The following is a 16,259-nucleotide window of genomic DNA, read 5'->3' on the forward strand; positions in this document are numbered from 1 at the left end:
ACCGTGTTAAGTTCCGGCCACGCCGGCTAAACCCCGGTCGTATTCAGCTCCGGCCCGGGGATGGGCCGATGACCAGAAGTCTTCAATTTTTCGGGGAATGACATTATGAATTCACGCCATTGCGCGCCCAAGCGCAACCGTCTGACTGCTGCGCTTTTCGCTGCGTTGATCCTTCCTGCCGCCGGTAACGCCCTGGCCCAGGAAGAGGCCCAGGAAGCACAGGAAACCAAGACTGCGGACCTTGATCGCGTCACCGTGACCGGTTCGCGCATCGCTCGCGTCGGATTCGTTACGCCTGCACCTGTTACCTCGATCACCGCCGAGGAAATCCGCACCACCGGCGCCGTCAACATCGGCGACCTGATGACCAAGCTGCCGCAGCTGTCGCCGAACTATACGCTGGGCAACTCGACCCGCTTCATCGGCACCGCCGGCCTTGGCATGCTCGACCTGCGCGGCATGGGCACCGCCCGCACCCTGGTGCTGGTGAACGGCCGTCGCCATGTCGGCTCCAGCCCCGGCTCGACCGCGGTCGACGTCAACACCATCCCGGTCGAGTGGATCGAGCGCGTCGAGGTCATGACCGGCGGCGTGTCGGCCGTGTACGGCGCCGACGCCGTCGCCGGCGTGGTCAACTTCATCATGAAGAAGTCGTTCGAGGGCTTCGACCTGCGCGGCCAGGGCGGCATGGCCAGCGAAGGCAGTTTCAATCGCTCCTTCGCCAGCTTCTCGGCGGGCGACAGCTTTGCCGACGGCCGCGGCAACGCCGCGTTCTCGATGGAATACAGCAAGCAGGACCGCTTCGGCCGCGGCAACCGCGACATCGGCACCCAGTACCTGGTGTCGGTCCCGAACCCGAGCTACGACCCGAGCCAGCCGCCGAGCCAGAGCAACCCGCAGACCGTGGTCAGCGGCCCGGGCGGCAACCACTCGATCTCGTACGGCGGCACCTTCACCATCGGTACCTTCAGCCCGACCAACCCGGCGACCTGGGGTAACCGCTACCTGTTCAACCCGGACGGCACCTTCCGCAAGAACCGCTATGACGGCACGGTGGTCAGCGCCACGTCCTGCGTGGATTGCGACTTCGCCGACCTGAACGCGGTGGCCGACCTGCAGCCGGCGTTCGATCGTTTCAGCACGAACATGATGTTCAACTTCGATCTGAACGACAACCACCGGATGTTCTTCGAAGGCAAGTACAGCAAGACCGAGTCGCAGTTCTACGGCCAGCCGTCCTTCGACCAGCCGATCCGCATTCGCCGCGACAACGCTTACGTCTCGCCGCAGCTGGGCGCGCTGATGGATGCCTCCGCCCTGACCGTGCAGGACGGCCAGAAGATCCTGCAGGTGTCGCGCTTCAACGTCGACGCCGGCCGTCGCGGCGAGAACGTGGAGCGCCAGACCGCGCGCGCCGTGTTCGGCTTCGAGGGCTACCTGGGCGACTGGAACTACGAGGCCTCGGCCAACTACGGCCAGACCACGATCGACCGCCTGAACCTCAACAACCGCATCAACGAACGCTGGCAGGCCGGTATGGATGCCGTGCGCGACCCGGCCACCGGCAACATCGTGTGCCGCACCACGCTGAACGCCGGCGCGATCAACCCGCACACGAACGCGATCTATTCGTCGTTCGCGCGCACCGGCTGCGTGCCGTTCAGCACCTTCGGCAACGGCGCGATCAACCCCGAGGCGGCCGCTTGGTTCAACACCAATTCGTTGAACACCTCCAAGCTGCAGCAGACCGTGCTCGAAGCGTCCATCGCCAACAGCTCGCTGTTCTCGCTGCCGGCCGGCGACGTGGGCTTCGCCGCGGGCCTCGAGTACCGCGAGGAGAAGAGCCAGGAGAACACCGATCCGCTCGCAGCGCTCGGCCTGACCTTCCTCAACGCGATCCCCAGCCGCGGCGGCAAGTACGACGTCAGCGAGTTCTACGCGGAAACCACCGTTCCGCTGCTCGCCGACATCCCGGGCATCGAAATGCTGTCGGTGGACCTGGCCGGCCGTCTGTCGGACTACAGCACCATCGGCAACACCTTCACCTGGAACGCCGGTCTGAACTGGCAGATCATCGACTCGCTGCGCTTCCGCGGCACTCTGGCTCACGCGGTTCGCGCGCCGAGCATCGGCGAGCTGTACAACCCGCAGTCGCAGAACTTTGCCACCATCGCCGACCCGTGTAACTACCAGAACACCAACACCAACCGTCCGTCGACCGCGAAGGACCCGGCCCTCCGCCAGGCCAACTGCTCGGCACTGGGCGTTCCGGTGGGTTGGGTTGACACGTACAGCGCCAATCGCCCCGGCGTCAGCGGCGGCAACCCGGCCCTGTCCGAGGAGCAGGCCGACAGCTGGACCCTCGGCCTGGTCTGGCAGCCCGGCTTCATCGAGAACCTCGGCATCGCCGTCGACTACTGGAACATCCGCCTGGAAGACGCGATCGGCGCCGTCACCGCGCAGACCAATGCGAGCCGCTGCGTGGACTCGCCCGGCGGCATCGACAACGAGTTCTGCCGCATGATCGAACGCGCTGGGTCCGGTGGCTACACCGACTCGCAGGGTCGTATCTTCCCGGCCTACAGCATCACCAACTGGATCGCGCTGAACGAAAACCTGGCCAAGTCCCGCCGCGTCGGCGTCGACCTGGAGGTCGACTACAACTTCGACCTGCTCGGTGGCAACACCGCGCTGCGCTTCGTCGGCACCCGCATGATCCAGTCGCGCGAGTGGCCGTTCCAGGCGTTCCCGGGCGAGTTCAACGAGTACGTCACCTACGTGACCGATCCGCGTTGGCGCGCCAACCTGGAAACCGGCTACACCTGGAACGACTGGCGTGCCACCTGGAACATGCAGTACGTGGACGGCAACCTGCGCGTCACCCCGGCCAGCTACGCCAGCAACCCGGGTTCGGCCGCGCCGATCGCCAACGGCTCGTACACGTACCACAACTTCCAGTTCGGCTATACCTTCCCGGGCGAGAACAAGCTTGACGTCTACCTGGGCATCGACAACGCATTCGACAAGGATCCGCCGCTGAACTACTTCGGCGCCGACATCGGAAGCGCGATGTACGACAACGTGGGCCGCTACATGTACATGGGCGCAACCTACCGGTTCTGATCGAAGTCCATCAGGATCTGCTGACGGGGGCCCGGCGCAAGCCGGGCCCCCTTTTTTCGCCCGGCCACCTCTCCATACGCAGGCGAATGCGGTATAACCATCCTGCCTTTCCAGGCATCGAGATACCGATCAACTGACGCCCCTTGGGAGGGGAACATGCGCATCACCCTGCTCGCCCTGCTTTCGGCCGCCGTCCTGGCCTCCCCCGTTTCCGCCATCGCCGCCGACTCGGTCGTTGGCCGCTGGAAGACCGTCGACAGCGAGACCGGCAAGCCCAAGTCGATCGTCGAGATCACCCAGGCGCCGAACGGCGTCATCAGCGGCCACATCGTCGAGCTGCTCAACCCGAGCAAGCCCAACCCGGTCTGCGACAAGTGCAAGGACGACCGCAAGAACAAGCCGATCACCGGGATGGAGATCATCCGCGGGATGAAGGCCGAAGGCGGCGGCGCCTACGCCGGCGGCACCATCCTCAAGCCCGACGAAGGCAAGGTCTACAAGTCGAAGATGGAGCTGGTCGAGGGCGGCAAGAAGCTGGAGGTGTCCGGCTGCATCGCCTTCATCTGCAAGTCGCAGACCTGGATCCGCCAGTAATTCCACGCGACACGCGGCACGCGCGCGACCCGGCCCCGGCCGGGTCGCTGCATTTCGGGCCTGCGTTACGGCTGGTAAGCCACGCGGGGAGCCACCCCGGCGCCGCACCCTTTGGACGCGAAATCAACAAGGAGGCAGCGGCCACCGGCCGATGCCGGGCGGTATTCGCACCCGAGGGGTGGGCAGGGCCTCGCTGCAGCCTTCCCGGCCACGCAGGCGCCCATCAGGAATCGCGTGCCGGAGCGGGCCCGCTCCGGCAGCGTGCGATAATCGCCGGCCCCTGGATCCAAGCCGACCATGACCCGCTCCGCGCTCGTCACCAACGCCCTGCCCTACGCCAACGGCCCGCTGCACCTGGGCCACCTGGTCGGCTACATCCAGGCCGACATCTGGGTCCGGGCGCGACGCATGCGCGGCGATACGGTGCATTACGTCTGCGCCGACGACACCCATGGCACGCCGATCATGCTCGCCGCGGAAAAGGCCGGGGTCACCCCCGAGGCCTTCATCGCCGGCATGCAGGCCAGCCATGAGCGTGACTTCCTTGGTTTCGGGGTCGCATTCGACCACTACGACTCGACCAACTCGACGGCCAACCGCGAGCTGACCGAACTGCTCTACTCGCGCCTTGAAGCCGGCGGCCACATCGGCCGGCGCTCGATCGCGCAGTTCTACGATCCGGCCAAGGGCATGTTCCTGCCTGACCGCTACATCAAGGGCACCTGCCCCAACTGCGGCACGGCCGACCAGTACGGCGACAACTGCGAAGTCTGCGGCGCGACCTACGCGCCGACCGACCTGAAGGACCCGAAGTCGGTGCTGTCCGGCGCCACGCCGGAAATGCGCGACTCCGAGCATTTCTTCTTCGAGGTCGGCCGGTTCGAGGGCTTCCTGCGGCAGTGGCTGGCCGGCGACGTGGCCCTGCCGGGAGTGAAGGCCAAGCTGATGGAGTGGCTGGACGCCGAGGGTGGCTTGCGCGCCTGGGACATCTCCCGCGACGCACCCTACTTCGGTTTCCAGATCCCCGGCCAGCCGGGCAAGTACTTCTATGTCTGGCTGGATGCGCCGATCGGCTACCTGTCCAGTTTCCGCAACCTGTGCGCGGAGAAGGGCCACGACTTCGAAGCATTCCTGCGCAAGGGCACCGACGCCGCGCCCAACCCCACCGAACTGCACCATTTCATCGGCAAGGACATCGTCAATTTCCACGGCCTGTTCTGGCCGGCCGTCCTGGAAGGCGTCGGGTTCCGCGCACCCACCCGGCTGCACGTCAACGGCTACCTGACCGTGGACGGCGCCAAGATGTCCAAGTCGCGCGGTACCTTCATCATGGCCCGCACCTACCTGGACGCGGGCCTGGAACCGGAGGCGTTGCGTTACTACTACGCCTGCAAGTCCTCGGGCGGCGTCGACGACCTGGACCTGAACCTGGGCGACTTCGTGGCGCGCGTGAACAGCGACCTGGTCGGGAAGTTCGTGAACCTGGCAAGCCGCTGCGCGAAGCTACTGGAGACCCACTTCGGCAACACGCTGTACCGTTTCTCCGGTCAGGCGGGCGAAGCCGACGCGTTCACGGAGGGCTGGCTGCAGGAATCACGTGACTTGCTGGCGAACATCCTGGCCGGCCTGCAGCTCGGCGCGGACCAGTACGAGAAGAACAACTTCGCGGCCGTCGCGCGCCACGCCATGGCCGCAGCCGACGTGGCCAACGAATACATCGCCAGGACCGCACCATGGGCGCTGGCCAAGGATCCGGCCCGCCGCAATGACCTGCACCTGGTGCTCACCACCGCGCTGCAGGCATTCGCCGACATCGCCGGCTTGCTCAAGCCGATCCTGCCGGCCACCGCCACCAAGGCCGAGCAGTATCTCGGCGTGACGCTCGCACTGGGGCAGCGCGTCGAACTCGAAGACCGCACCCTCGCCGCGTACCAGCCCCTGTTCACCCGTATCGACACCAAACTCATCGCCGCCATGACCGAAGCCTCCAGGGACACCCTCGCCGCTGCCGCCCCCGTCGCACCGACGATCGAGAAGAAGGTGGAATCGAAGCCCGCCGCACCGGTGGCCGACAACGCTGCTGCGCCGAACATCGGCATCGAGGATTTCGCCAAGCTCGACCTGCGCATCGGCACGGTGCTCGAATGCGGCTTCGTCGAGGGCTCCGACAAGCTGCTGCGCTTCCTGCTCGACGCCGGTGACCTGGGCAAGCGCCAGATCTTCTCCGGCATCCGCGCCAGCTATGGTGAGCCGGAGAAGCTCGTCGGCCGCAGCGTGGTGTTCATCGCCAACCTCGCGCCGCGCAAGATGCGTTTCGGGATCAGCGAAGGCATGATCCTGTCCGCCGGTTTCGACGGCGGCGCGCTCGCGCTGCTGGACGCCGACACCGGTGCGCAGCCCGGCATGCCGGTACGCTGACCCGCTTCGGGAGAATGCCGCTTCCGGCCGACTCCGCCTGAAGCAGCGTTGCTGCTCCCGCTGACGGGAAGTAAAGGAGGAGATGCCGGCCGCAGGCCGGCATCAGGAGACATGGACGACAGCGGGAGCGGCAACGCTGCCGCGACGACGCACACAGTCCCCGTCAACGTGCTGTTTTGCCAATCTTCCGCCACCGCCGTCGCCACAGTGACCCGATGGATCTCGCGCTCGTCGACTTCGACCACACCGTCACCACCTGCGACACCTATGCGCGCTTCCTTCGCAGCCTGGCAACGCCGCAGCAGCTCACTGCGTCGAAGTGGAGCATCGGTCCGTGGCTGGCCGGCTACCGGCTGGGCGTGGTATCAGCCGCGGCGCTGCGCACGCGGGTGACCCGCGTCGTGTTCAGCGGGCGCGATCCGCAGCAAGTGGCCGAAGCAGGCGCCCGCTACGCCGCCGAACAGCTACCCGCCCTGTTGCGGCCGGAAATGATGCAGCGCCTGGACTGGCACCGCGATCGCGGCGATACCGTGGTGCTGGTCTCAGGCTCGCTGGATGCGTACCTGCAACCCTGGTGCGATCGCCACGGCCTGGAACTGGTCTGCAATCGACTGGAGGCAATCGACGGACGCCTCACGGGCCGCTACCTCGGCGGCGACCGTGGCGGGCACAAGGCCGCCGACATCCGCGCGCGCTACGATGTGCACGCCTACGCGCGCATCCACGCCTACGGCGACAGCCGCGAGGACCAGCCGATGCTGGCCCTCGCGCACGAGCGCTGGTACCGCGGCCGCCGCGTCGCCTGACACGGCTGGCCAAACCGCAACGAACCGATGCCCGACCACGCCCCCGACCTCAGCGAACACCTCGACCGCCTGCTGCCGCAGACCCAATGCGGCCAGTGCGGCTATCCGGGGTGCCGGCCGTATGCCGAGGCGATGGCGCGTGGCGAGGCGGGTCCGGACCATTGCCCGCCCGGGGGCGACGCGGGCGCACGCGCACTTGCCCTGCTGCTCGACGTAACGCCCGTGCCGTACGACCGCGGCCGTGGCACGCACAAGCCGGCGCAGGTGGCGGTCGTGGTGGAGGCCGACTGCATCGGCTGCACCAAGTGCATCCAGGCCTGTCCGGTCGATGCGATCATCGGCGCCTCCAAGCTCATGCACGTGGTGATCGATCCGCTGTGCACGGGTTGCGAGCTGTGCGTGCCGGCGTGCCCGGTCGATTGCATCGTGATGGAGCCTGTAGCGCACGCCTAGATGTGGATTTCGGTTCGTGGGCGCGTGTTGCGATCACGATGGCGATGTCGATATCCGGGGCGTCGGTGTCGCGGTCGTGCCCGCTCCTACAAGAGAGGCGTCGTCGGTCTCACAGGCATGCCCGCTCATGCGAAGGCATGGGCCGGCGGGCGACGCCGATCAGCGCGTGCAGGCCGAGCAGATCCGCTCGACCTTGTAGCCCTTGGCACGCAGCTTCTCGACCACACCGTCCTCGCCGAGCAGGTGCAGCGCGCCGACCACGACCAAGGTGTCATCGTCCTTCTGTGCCAGGCGCTGTTCCAGCCTGGGCAGCCACGCGTCGTTGCGCTCGACATTGATCCGCCGGTACAGCGCGGGATAGTCGCGCTTCATCTCGGCGGCCATTTCCTTCCACATCCGCTCCGCATCGCCTGCGCGCCAGGCCTGGTGCAGGTCGCGGTATTTTTCCGGACCTTCCTCAGCCTGCTGCAGCGCTTCGGCCAGCATCTGCTTCTGCTCGGGTAGGCTCATTCCGGCCAGCACCGCGATCTGCTCGTCAGCGCGCTCCAGTCCAGCGGTCGGCTTGCGCGCGCTGGCGGCGGCGTCCATGAAGTGCCGGTCCAGCCCCAGTGCAGGATCCAGCCCCATCTTGCCCATTTCCATCAGGCTCACCGTCAGCCCGATGAACCAGGGCTCGAACGCCGCCAGCTGCTGCAGCGGCAGGTTGTTGGCTTTCGCGTAGGCCTCCAGCCGCGCCCACTGCCCGGGCCCCAGGTCGTCCTGCAGGGTGCCGGGCCGGGTACGCATCGCCGCCCGCGCCATCTGCGCCGGCAATGCCGGCGATGCGACCTCTTCAGGCGACAGTTCGAACACCAGCGCCTCGGCGTCCGCGTACGCCGCGTCCACGTCCGCGGCCAGGGGATAGTCGGCCGGGGTCAGCAGGTGGAACGAACCGAGCAGGTAGATCGCGTTGTCGGCATCGGACACCTTCCACAACAGCGGTACCGGCGGCTCCGCCTGCGCCGGCAAGGTGGCCGCGGCAAGGACAACCAAAGCGGTGGCAAGGTGGCGCAGAGCACGGATCATCATGTCTTCCTTGAGAGTGCGCCGGACGCCGGCAGCTCAGTGCACCGGCGACACATAGGTCTTCTCGCCCGCGTCGATCGCCACGTCCAGGCGATTTTCAGGCGGCGGCAAGGGACAGGTGGCGAACAGGGTGAACGCACACGGCGGGTTGTAGGCGCGGTTGAAATCCAGCACCACCTTGCCGCCCTCGCCGGGCCATGCGGCTTCGAGGAAACGACCGGCCGGGTAGCTGCCATGCCCGCTGGTGCGGTCGGCGAGCACGAAGAACAGCTCGCGCCCCGCCTCGCCCAGCGCCTCCAGGCGATAGGTGACGCCATCGCGCTCGAACTCGACCAGGCCCGGATTGGGCGAATCGCTCTGCGTGCCGACGATGTCGCCGATCGGCAAGGTCTTGCCGGGCGTGTGCGGGATGAAGCGGCCCTCGATACGCCATGAGGGATCGGGCGCCCAGTACTTCAGGCCGGCAAACTGCAGGCGCGTGGGTGCGTCGGCGTACTTGACCCGCAACGCGTCGCGGTCGCCTCGCCGGAGCAGGGTCAGCTGCCCCTTGCCCTCGTCGAATCCGATTACGGCCGGCTCGGGATCCTGGTCGCTGTGCAGCGCCACGCGCCCCTTGAGCGGTTCGCCGTTGAGCGTGAGCGCGACGCCGCTTTCCGGCGTGAACGACCAGCCGCCCGCGCCATCGCGCGAAATCATGCCCATCTTCTCGGGGCCGAAAGCGAAGCGCACGCCGTTGCCGATGCGCGCGCCGCTGCCGACGTAGTGGGCCTTCAGTTCCAGCCAGTGCAGCCCGACCAGGCTGGTCCAGCCGTCGGGCCGCAACAGGTCTTCCAGGCGCTGGTTGCGCCAGGCCTGCTGCTCGGCCATGAACGCCTGGTCGACCTTGGGGGCGGAAGCCTTCTTTTCTTCGCCGCCCCCGCCCAGCCCGCCGCATGCGACCAGCATTCCCGCCAGCGAAGCCATCCCCATGGCGATGCCGGCGACACGTGCAATCCTCATCTTCCCCTCAGGAACCATCGATCGATCTCCCCCAGACTGAAGCGCGCCCAGGTCGGGCGGCCGTGGTTGCATTGCCCCGAACGTTCGGTGGCTTCCATGTCGCGCAGCAGGCCGTTCATTTCCGGCAGGGTCAAGCGCCGGTTCGCACGGACCGCACCATGGCAGGCCATCGTCGACAGCAGTTCGTCGCGCGCCGCGGCGACGCGACGGCTGGCACCGTGTTCGCGCAGGTCGGCAAGCACGTCGCGCAGCAGCGCCTCAGGTTCGGCATGCCCGAGCAATGCAGGCACGCTGCGCACGCTCAGCGCCTGCGGCCCGCTGCGGGTGACGTCGAAGCCCAGGTCGGCCAGGGTCTGCGCCTCGCGCTCGGCCACGTCGGCCTCGCGTTCGCCGACGGCCAGCATCAAAGGCACCAGCAGCGGCTGCGCGCGCAGGCCGATGCCATCGTGCGCGTTCTTAAGCCGCTCGTAGCCGATGCGTTCGTGTGCGGCATGCATGTCGACCACCACCAGGCCGTCGGCGTTCTCGGCCAGGATGTAGATGCCGTGCAGCTGCGCAATCGCATACCCGAGGGGTGGCACCTGGCCGTTGCCCTCGGGCAACGCGGTGCCGTGCTGCGGCATCGGCTGCACAGTGCCGGCTTGCATCGCATCGGCAAGCGTCGTGGCCGGCTGTGCATAGAGCGACGCATAGGCGCCGACGGCTTCGTCCACGCGCAGGCCCAGCGGCTGCGCAACCGGCGTCCAGGACGATGTCGTGGCGGCATTGCCGGCGAAGGATGCCGTGCCCGCCGCGGGTGCGGCCACCACGGCCGCATCCATGCCGGCGCGCGTATGCGACAGCGCCTCCTGCAATGTGCGATAGACGAAATCGTGGATCAGCCGCGCGTCGCGGAAACGGACCTCGTGCTTGGCCGGATGCACGTTGACGTCCACCCGCACCGGATCGAGTTCGAGGAACAGCACGTACGCCGGCTGGCGGCCATGGAACAGGACGTCCTGGTAGGCCATCTTCACCGCATGGGCGACGCTGCGGTCACGCACGGAGCGGCCATTGACGTAGAGGTACTGCTGGTCGGCGCTGGCGCGCGAATAGTGCGGCTGCGCGATCCAGCCGTGCAGGCGCAAACCGGCGCCGCTGTGGTCGATGCGCAACGCACTGCGCGCGAAGTCCTCGCCCAGGGTCTCGCCCAGGCGCGCGGCCGCTTCGATGTCGCCGGCCCGGTAGCGCCGCGACGGCTTGCCGTTGTGGCTCACCCGCAGTTCCACGTCCGGCCGCGCGAGTGCCAGCGAGCGCAGCCATTCCTCGATGTGGCCCAGTTCGGTGCGCTCGGCGCGCAGGAACTTGCGGCGCGCGGGCACGTTGAAGAACAGGTCGCGCACTTCCACCGTGGTGCCTTGGGCATGCGCCCTGGGCGTGATCTCGCCGACGCGTCCGCCATCGACCTGCAAGCTTGCCCCGTGCTCGTCGTCCGGACGGCGTGAAGCCAGCAGGAAGCGGCTCACCGAAGCGATCGACGGCAGCGCCTCACCGCGGAAGCCCAGCGTGGCCACCGCTTCCAGGTCGTCGAGCGAGGCGATCTTGCTGGTCGCGTGGCGCGACACCGCCAGCGGCAGTTCCTCCGGCGCGATGCCGCCGCCGTCGTCGCGGATCCGGATCAGGCGGATGCCGCCCTCCTCCAGGTCGATGTCGACCCGGCGTGCGCCGGCATCGAGCGCGTTCTCGACCAGCTCCTTGACCACCGAAGCGGGCCGCTCGACGACTTCGCCTGCGGCGATCTGGTTGATCAGGGTGTCCGGAAGCGGTCGGATCGGCACGGCGTCGCGGCGTCGTGCGCCGGTTCGGAAGACAGGTGTCGATGATAGCCGCTGGCGGCGCCGCTCGCGCCCGGCGGCGGCGGAAATGTCAGGGCGTGCCGCCCGCACCGGCCATCGCCAGGCTCTCGGCCTCGGCACGCGCGGCGAACAACGTGCCCGGCGGTGGCTGGCGGGTGAAGTAGGTATTGATTCCGTCGACCACGGCGCTGGCGACCTTGCGCTGGTAGGCGGGGTCGATCAGGCGCTTCTCTTCCTCGGCGTTGGAGATGAAGGCCGTCTCCACCAGCATCGCCGGCATGTCCGAGGTGCGCAGCACGGCGAAGTTGGCGCGCTCGATGTTGGGCTTGTGGTTGTTGCCGACCCGCTTGAGTCCGCCCAGCACGTGGTTGGCCGCGTCCTCGGAAGCGCGCATGTGGCCGCTCTGGGCCAGGTCCAGCAGCACGCTGGCCAGCACGTTTTCGGTCTGCTGCAGGCGCACGCCGCCGACCAGGTCGGCCGCGTTCTCCTTGTCGGCCAGCCAGCGCGCACGTTGCGAGGATGCACCCTTGGTCGACAGCACGTAGACCGACGAGCCGCGCGCACTGCGGTTCTCCGCGGCATCGGCGTGCAGGGAAACGAAGATGTCGGCCTTCGCCGCGCGCGCGCGCTGGGCGCGCATCGGCAGTGGGATGAACACATCCGATTCGCGCACCAGGAATGCCTTCAGGCCCGGGATCGCATTGACCTGGCGCGCCAGTTCGCGGGCCATCGCCAGGGTGACGTCCTTCTCGCGCTTCCCGGTGGGTCCGATCGCGCCTGGATCCTGGCCACCGTGGCCAGCGTCGATGGCCACCACCAGCGTGCGCATGCCGGCGGCGGAAATCGACGGACGCGGCAGCGGGGCGACGGGGCCGGACGTCACCGGCGCGGGCGTGGCCACCACCGGAGCGGGCACGGTCACCGTGCTCATGCTGGCCACGGCCGGCGTGCTCATCCCGGGGGCAGCGGTTGTTGCGCGCCCCTCGAGGATCGCCTGCGGCGATGCGGCCGGAACCGTTGCCGGCGTCGGAGCGGGGGAAGTGTCTGCCGGGCGGTTGAGGGCCTGGGCGACCTGTGCCGTCAGCAGCGCCGTGGCACGGGCGGCTTCCTCGCGCGGATCCTGGGCCGGAGCCGTGGCGACCGCGGGGGCGCCAGTCGCCGGCACGGACGTCGGCGTCGGGACCGGAGTGACCGGGACCGGCGCGGGGGTCGCGGCAACCACCGGACTATCGCCGGGCCACTCGATCAACAGGCGCGCACCGCCGCTGGAGGGCTCCATGCGCAGCGGCAGGGCAGCCACTGGCGCGGCGAGTTCGAACACGATGCGCAGCGTGCCCGGCACGGGCTGGCCGGTACGCACGGACGTGACCACGCCGGCCGGCGCCGGCAGCTTCAGCCCGCGCGCGGCCTGGGAATCGGGAAGGTCAAGCACGAGCCGGTGCGGTCCGGCGAGCGAGAGGGTCTTGTACTGGCCGGCGCCCTGCAGCTGGACCTCGGCGCGGGTGCCGGTGGCGCCCTGCTCCAGCGCCACCGCACTGACCTGGCCAGCCTGGACGGTGCCGGCAAACGACAGCGCGGCGAGCACGAAGCCCACCGTCCACCGTCCGAACCGGTCTATCCCTTGGCGCATGGCCGGGATTCAAGCACCATGCTCCAAGGATTGCAAGCCCTTTTCCCTTAATAATCCGGGACCTGGACTACCTTCCTAGGGTCACTCGACAGAAAGGCCCTGCAACCGACCGGTTTCGGCGACGGAGGCCAGCCAACCACCGCCCGCGAGGGTCCCGGCCTCCAGCCTTGCACTCCGCCCGGCCCCGTCCATCGCCAGATGCACGTGGAGGTCGGCCAGCGGCAGCGCCGCCGCGCCCCGCTCGGGCCATTCGACCAGCCACAGGGTGGCTTCGTCCCCGTCCAGGCCGAGGAAATCGAGCTCGCCCGCGTCACCGATCCGGTACAGGTCCAGATGCCACGCCTCCCCGCCCGGGACCGGATAACGCTCGACCAGCGTATAGGTCGGGCTGCGGATCGGTCCGTGCACCCCGAGTTCGCGAAGCAGCGCGCGCGCCAGCGTGGACTTGCCGGCGCCCAGGTCGCCATGCAGGTGCACCACCGCAACGGGCGGGCGCGTGCTGGCGAGTGCTCGCCCGAGCACCGCCGTGGCATCGGCGTCGACCAGTCCGAATCGCATCATTCGTCCCCCGGATTTGCGAAATGCCGCAGCCATGGCAGCAGGTCCGATGGCATCAGCCCGCGTTGCCCGCCGTGCGCGGCCGCGGCATCGCCCGCGAGGCCGTGCAGCAACGCACCCGCACAGGCCGCCTCGAAAGCGGGCAGGCCCTGCGCGCGCATCGCCGCGATCGTCCCGGTCAGCAGGTCGCCCATGCCGCCGGTGGCCATGCCGGGATTGCCCGCAGCCAGCACGCAGGGAACCTGGCCGGGCGCACCGACCAGCGTGCCTGCGCCTTTCAGCACCACGGTGCAGGCGTAGCGCTCGACAAGGCGCGCGAGTGCGGCGAAACGATCCCGCTGGACAGTGGAGGTATCGGTGCCGAGCAGGCGCGCCGCTTCGCCCGGGTGCGGGGTGAGGATGGCATCGGCCGGCACCGGCAACGCGCGCGACGCGGTCGCGAGCAGGTTGAGCGCATCGGCGTCGAGCACCAGTGGACGTCCACTTGCGAGCACGCGCCGGAACAGCGCGCCGCCCCACTCATCCTGGCCAAGCCCGGGACCGCAGGCGACCACGCCGGCCGCTTCGAGCATGGGTGCGAATTCGCCGGTGCCTTCGACGGCACGCGCCATCACCTCCGGGCATCGCGCCACGATCGCCGGCACGTGCCCGGCACGGGTGGCGACGCTGGCCAGGCCGGCACCACCCCGCAATGAAGCCTCGGCGCAGAGCACGATCGCACCGCCGCCGCCATGATCGCCACCGACGCACAGCACGCGGCCGGACTGGCCCTTGTGGGTATCGCGACGACGCCGAGGCAGCCATGCGCGCAAGGCTGGCGCGGCCAGCAACGCAGCGGCAGCGGGCGCCGAGCCTTCGTACCGCGTCGCATCGACCTCGAGCGGATCGAGCAGCAGTTCGCCGGCGTGGTCCAGCGCCGCACCGGTATGCAGACCGGCATGGGCGACGATGAACTGCAGCGTGCACTGCGCGTGGATCGCCGCGCCGGGCGCACTGCCACGGTCGGCGTCGATGCCGCTGGGCACGTCGAGCGAGAAGACCGGCGCTCCCGTGTCGTTGAGCGCCTGGATCAGCGCCGCCGTGCCGTCGCGGGGTGCCTGCGCCAGGCCGATGCCGAACAGCGCATCGACGATCACGTCGGCGTCGTCCAGCCCTGCCGGGAACACATCGACGTGGCCACCAATCGCCACGTACTCGGTGCAGGCGCGCTGGGCCAGCGGCGTGCGCGGACCGCCGTCGGCCGGATGGACCACGCGCACCCTGCGACCCGACTGCAATGCGAGCCGCGCCAGCACGTAACCGTCGCCCCCGTTGTTGCCGCTGCCACAAGCCACCAGCACGCGCTGAGCCTGCGGCCAGCGCTGCAGCAGGACGCGCCAGGCGGCCATGCCGGCGCGCTGCATCAGCACGTAGCCATCGCCCCCCAGCGCCAGGGTCGCCTGGCGATCGATCTTGCGGGCGGCAGTCGAATCGTGGAGGACGGGCATGGCGGGCATCGGGCGATTCTAGCCGCTCGCCTGCGTCCCGGCCGGCGGCACCGTCGTCACGGCGACGGCGGATCGCCCATGCCTGGCGGAGCCAATCCCTATAATTCGGCCATGCCCCTGGCACCATCCGACGCCGCGCCCGCCTCCCCCGCCGATCCGTTCGCGGCGGCACGGCGCGTGCGCGAACTGGCTGGCGAGTTCGGCTTCCAGCGTTGCGGCATCGCCGGCATCGAACTGGGCGAGGACGAAGCGCACCTGCGCGACTGGCTCGCCCATGGCCTGTACGGAACCATGGACTGGATGGCCGCGCATGGCGACAAGCGCTCGCGGCCGGGCGAATTGATTCCGGGCACGTTGCGGGTGATTTCGGTCGGCCTGGATTACGGCCGCAACGACGGCGAGGAGGCGTGGGATACGCTCGCCGACAGCGGGCGCGCCTACGTGGCCCGCTACGCGCTGGGCCGCGACTACCACAAGCTGATGCGCAACCGCCTGCAGAAGCTGGCCGAGCGCATCCAGCAGGAGATCGGCCCGTTCGGCCACCGCGTCTTTGTCGATTCCGCACCCGTGCTGGAACGCGCGCTGGCACGCAATGCCGGGCTGGGCTGGATCGGCAAGCACACCTGCCTGATCGACCGCGACGGCGGCTCGTGGTTCTTCCTCGGCGAAATCTACGTAGACCTGCCGTTGCCGGTGGACGCACCGGCGAGCGCGCACTGCGGTACCTGCACCCGTTGCATCGACATCTGCCCGACCCAGGCCATCGTCGCCCCGTACCGGCTGGACGCACGGCGTTGCATCTCCTACCTGACCATCGAGCACGAAGGCGCCATCCCCGAGGACCTGCGCCCGGCGATCGGCAACCGGATCTTCGGTTGCGACGATTGCCAGCTGGTCTGCCCCTGGAACAAGTTCGCCAGGCGCAGCGACGAACCCGACTTCCGCGCGCGCAACGACCTGGACACGGCGACCCTGCCGCAGCTGTTCGCTTGGGACGAACCGGAGTTCCTGCAGCGCACCGAGGGCAGTCCGATCCGTCGCAGCGGCCATGAGCGCTGGCTGCGCAATATCGCCGTGGCGCTGGGCAATGCACCGACGACGCCCGCAACCCTGGCGGCGCTCGAGTCGCGACGCGAGCACGCGTCGGCACTGGTCCGCGAACACGTGCAGTGGGCGCTGGCGCGGCACGACGCGTCGTAGCGGGCGCCTGCTCTTCACGGGATAACCGGATCGACTACCGCGGGACGAACTTCGCCCGGTGCCAGCACGGCTCCGGCGCGACCTGCTCCTC

The 16,259-nt window shown here is 68.7% G+C and carries 12 protein-coding genes; 6 read left to right on the plus strand and 6 right to left on the minus strand.

Features of this window, described 5'->3' with window-relative positions; all coding sequences use genetic code 11:
- The first annotated feature begins 105 nt into the window (after positions 1-105).
- From MNQ95_RS00765 to rnfB, 5 genes are all read left to right on the plus strand, one after another.
- Positions 106-3,123 (plus strand): TonB-dependent receptor domain-containing protein, encoded by a 3,018-nt coding sequence (locus MNQ95_RS00765; protein WP_241953516.1) that lies wholly within the window; start codon positions 106-108, stop codon positions 3,121-3,123.
- 156 nt (positions 3,124-3,279) lie between these two features.
- Positions 3,280-3,717 (plus strand): DUF2147 domain-containing protein, encoded by a 438-nt coding sequence (locus MNQ95_RS00770; protein WP_241953517.1) that lies wholly within the window; start codon positions 3,280-3,282, stop codon positions 3,715-3,717.
- A 297-nt stretch (positions 3,718-4,014) separates the two neighbouring features.
- Positions 4,015-6,135 (plus strand): methionine--tRNA ligase, encoded by a 2,121-nt coding sequence (gene metG, locus MNQ95_RS00775; protein WP_241953518.1) that lies wholly within the window; start codon positions 4,015-4,017, stop codon positions 6,133-6,135.
- Between the two features lie 215 nt (positions 6,136-6,350).
- Positions 6,351-6,941 (plus strand): HAD-IB family hydrolase, encoded by a 591-nt coding sequence (locus MNQ95_RS00780; RefSeq protein WP_241953519.1) that lies wholly within the window; start codon positions 6,351-6,353, stop codon positions 6,939-6,941.
- A 27-nt stretch (positions 6,942-6,968) separates the two neighbouring features.
- Complete coding sequence (gene rnfB, locus MNQ95_RS00785) at positions 6,969-7,394, plus strand: Rnf electron transport complex subunit RnfB (protein WP_241953520.1); 426 nt, start codon at positions 6,969-6,971, stop codon at positions 7,392-7,394.
- A 159-nt stretch (positions 7,395-7,553) separates the two neighbouring features.
- Here rnfB and MNQ95_RS00790 read toward each other — a convergent pair whose 3' ends face one another.
- From MNQ95_RS00790 to MNQ95_RS00815, 6 genes are all read right to left on the minus strand, one after another.
- Positions 7,554-8,462, minus strand: coding sequence for a TraB/GumN family protein (locus MNQ95_RS00790; protein WP_241953521.1), 909 nt, complete (start codon positions 8,460-8,462; stop codon positions 7,554-7,556).
- Between the two features lie 33 nt (positions 8,463-8,495).
- Positions 8,496-9,458 (minus strand): DUF1684 domain-containing protein, encoded by a 963-nt coding sequence (locus MNQ95_RS00795; protein WP_425605689.1) that lies wholly within the window; start codon positions 9,456-9,458, stop codon positions 8,496-8,498.
- Positions 9,455-11,275 carry a DNA mismatch repair endonuclease MutL gene (mutL, locus tag MNQ95_RS00800; protein ID WP_241953522.1) on the minus strand — a complete coding sequence of 607 codons (1,821 nt, stop codon included), beginning with the start codon at positions 11,273-11,275 and terminating at the stop codon, positions 9,455-9,457. Before mutL ends, MNQ95_RS00795 begins: the two co-directional genes overlap by 4 nt.
- 88 nt (positions 11,276-11,363) lie before the next feature.
- Positions 11,364-12,923 (minus strand): N-acetylmuramoyl-L-alanine amidase, encoded by a 1,560-nt coding sequence (locus MNQ95_RS00805; RefSeq protein WP_241953523.1) that lies wholly within the window; start codon positions 12,921-12,923, stop codon positions 11,364-11,366.
- 81 nt (positions 12,924-13,004) lie between these two features.
- Positions 13,005-13,484 (minus strand): tRNA (adenosine(37)-N6)-threonylcarbamoyltransferase complex ATPase subunit type 1 TsaE, encoded by a 480-nt coding sequence (gene tsaE / locus MNQ95_RS00810; protein WP_162409072.1) that lies wholly within the window; start codon positions 13,482-13,484, stop codon positions 13,005-13,007.
- Positions 13,481-14,977, minus strand: a complete 1,497-nt coding sequence (locus MNQ95_RS00815; RefSeq protein ID WP_241953524.1) for an NAD(P)H-hydrate dehydratase — start codon at positions 14,975-14,977, stop codon at positions 13,481-13,483. The genes tsaE and MNQ95_RS00815 overlap by 4 nt, the downstream gene beginning before the upstream one ends.
- A gap of 102 nt (positions 14,978-15,079) precedes the next feature.
- Here MNQ95_RS00815 and queG point away from each other — a divergent pair, with 102 nt between their 5' ends.
- Positions 15,080-16,168 carry a tRNA epoxyqueuosine(34) reductase QueG gene (queG, locus tag MNQ95_RS00820; protein ID WP_162409068.1) on the plus strand — a complete coding sequence of 363 codons (1,089 nt, stop codon included), beginning with the start codon at positions 15,080-15,082 and terminating at the stop codon, positions 16,166-16,168.
- The last annotated feature ends 91 nt before the right edge of the window (positions 16,169-16,259 follow it).

The sequence above is a fragment of the Pseudoxanthomonas daejeonensis genome, assembly GCF_022637495.1.
In the GTDB taxonomy this organism is placed as follows: Bacteria; Pseudomonadota; Gammaproteobacteria; order Xanthomonadales; family Xanthomonadaceae; genus Pseudoxanthomonas; species Pseudoxanthomonas daejeonensis.

Coding starts and splice junctions, on each gene's coding strand:
- MNQ95_RS00795 (WP_425605689.1), bottom strand. CDS start 9,458: ATGAGGATTGCACGTGTCGCCGGCATCGCCATGGGGATGGCTTCGCTG.
- tsaE (WP_162409072.1), bottom strand. CDS start 13,484: ATGATGCGATTCGGACTGGTCGACGCCGATGCCACGGCGGTGCTCGGG.
- queG (WP_162409068.1), top strand. CDS start 15,080: ATGCCCCTGGCACCATCCGACGCCGCGCCCGCCTCCCCCGCCGATCCG.
- rnfB (WP_241953520.1), top strand. CDS start 6,969: ATGCCCGACCACGCCCCCGACCTCAGCGAACACCTCGACCGCCTGCTG.
- MNQ95_RS00790 (WP_241953521.1), bottom strand. CDS start 8,462: ATGATGATCCGTGCTCTGCGCCACCTTGCCACCGCTTTGGTTGTCCTT.
- MNQ95_RS00780 (WP_241953519.1), top strand. CDS start 6,351: ATGGATCTCGCGCTCGTCGACTTCGACCACACCGTCACCACCTGCGAC.
- MNQ95_RS00770 (WP_241953517.1), top strand. CDS start 3,280: ATGCGCATCACCCTGCTCGCCCTGCTTTCGGCCGCCGTCCTGGCCTCC.
- MNQ95_RS00815 (WP_241953524.1), bottom strand. CDS start 14,977: ATGCCCGCCATGCCCGTCCTCCACGATTCGACTGCCGCCCGCAAGATC.
- MNQ95_RS00765 (WP_241953516.1), top strand. CDS start 106: ATGAATTCACGCCATTGCGCGCCCAAGCGCAACCGTCTGACTGCTGCG.
- metG (WP_241953518.1), top strand. CDS start 4,015: ATGACCCGCTCCGCGCTCGTCACCAACGCCCTGCCCTACGCCAACGGC.
- MNQ95_RS00805 (WP_241953523.1), bottom strand. CDS start 12,923: ATGCGCCAAGGGATAGACCGGTTCGGACGGTGGACGGTGGGCTTCGTG.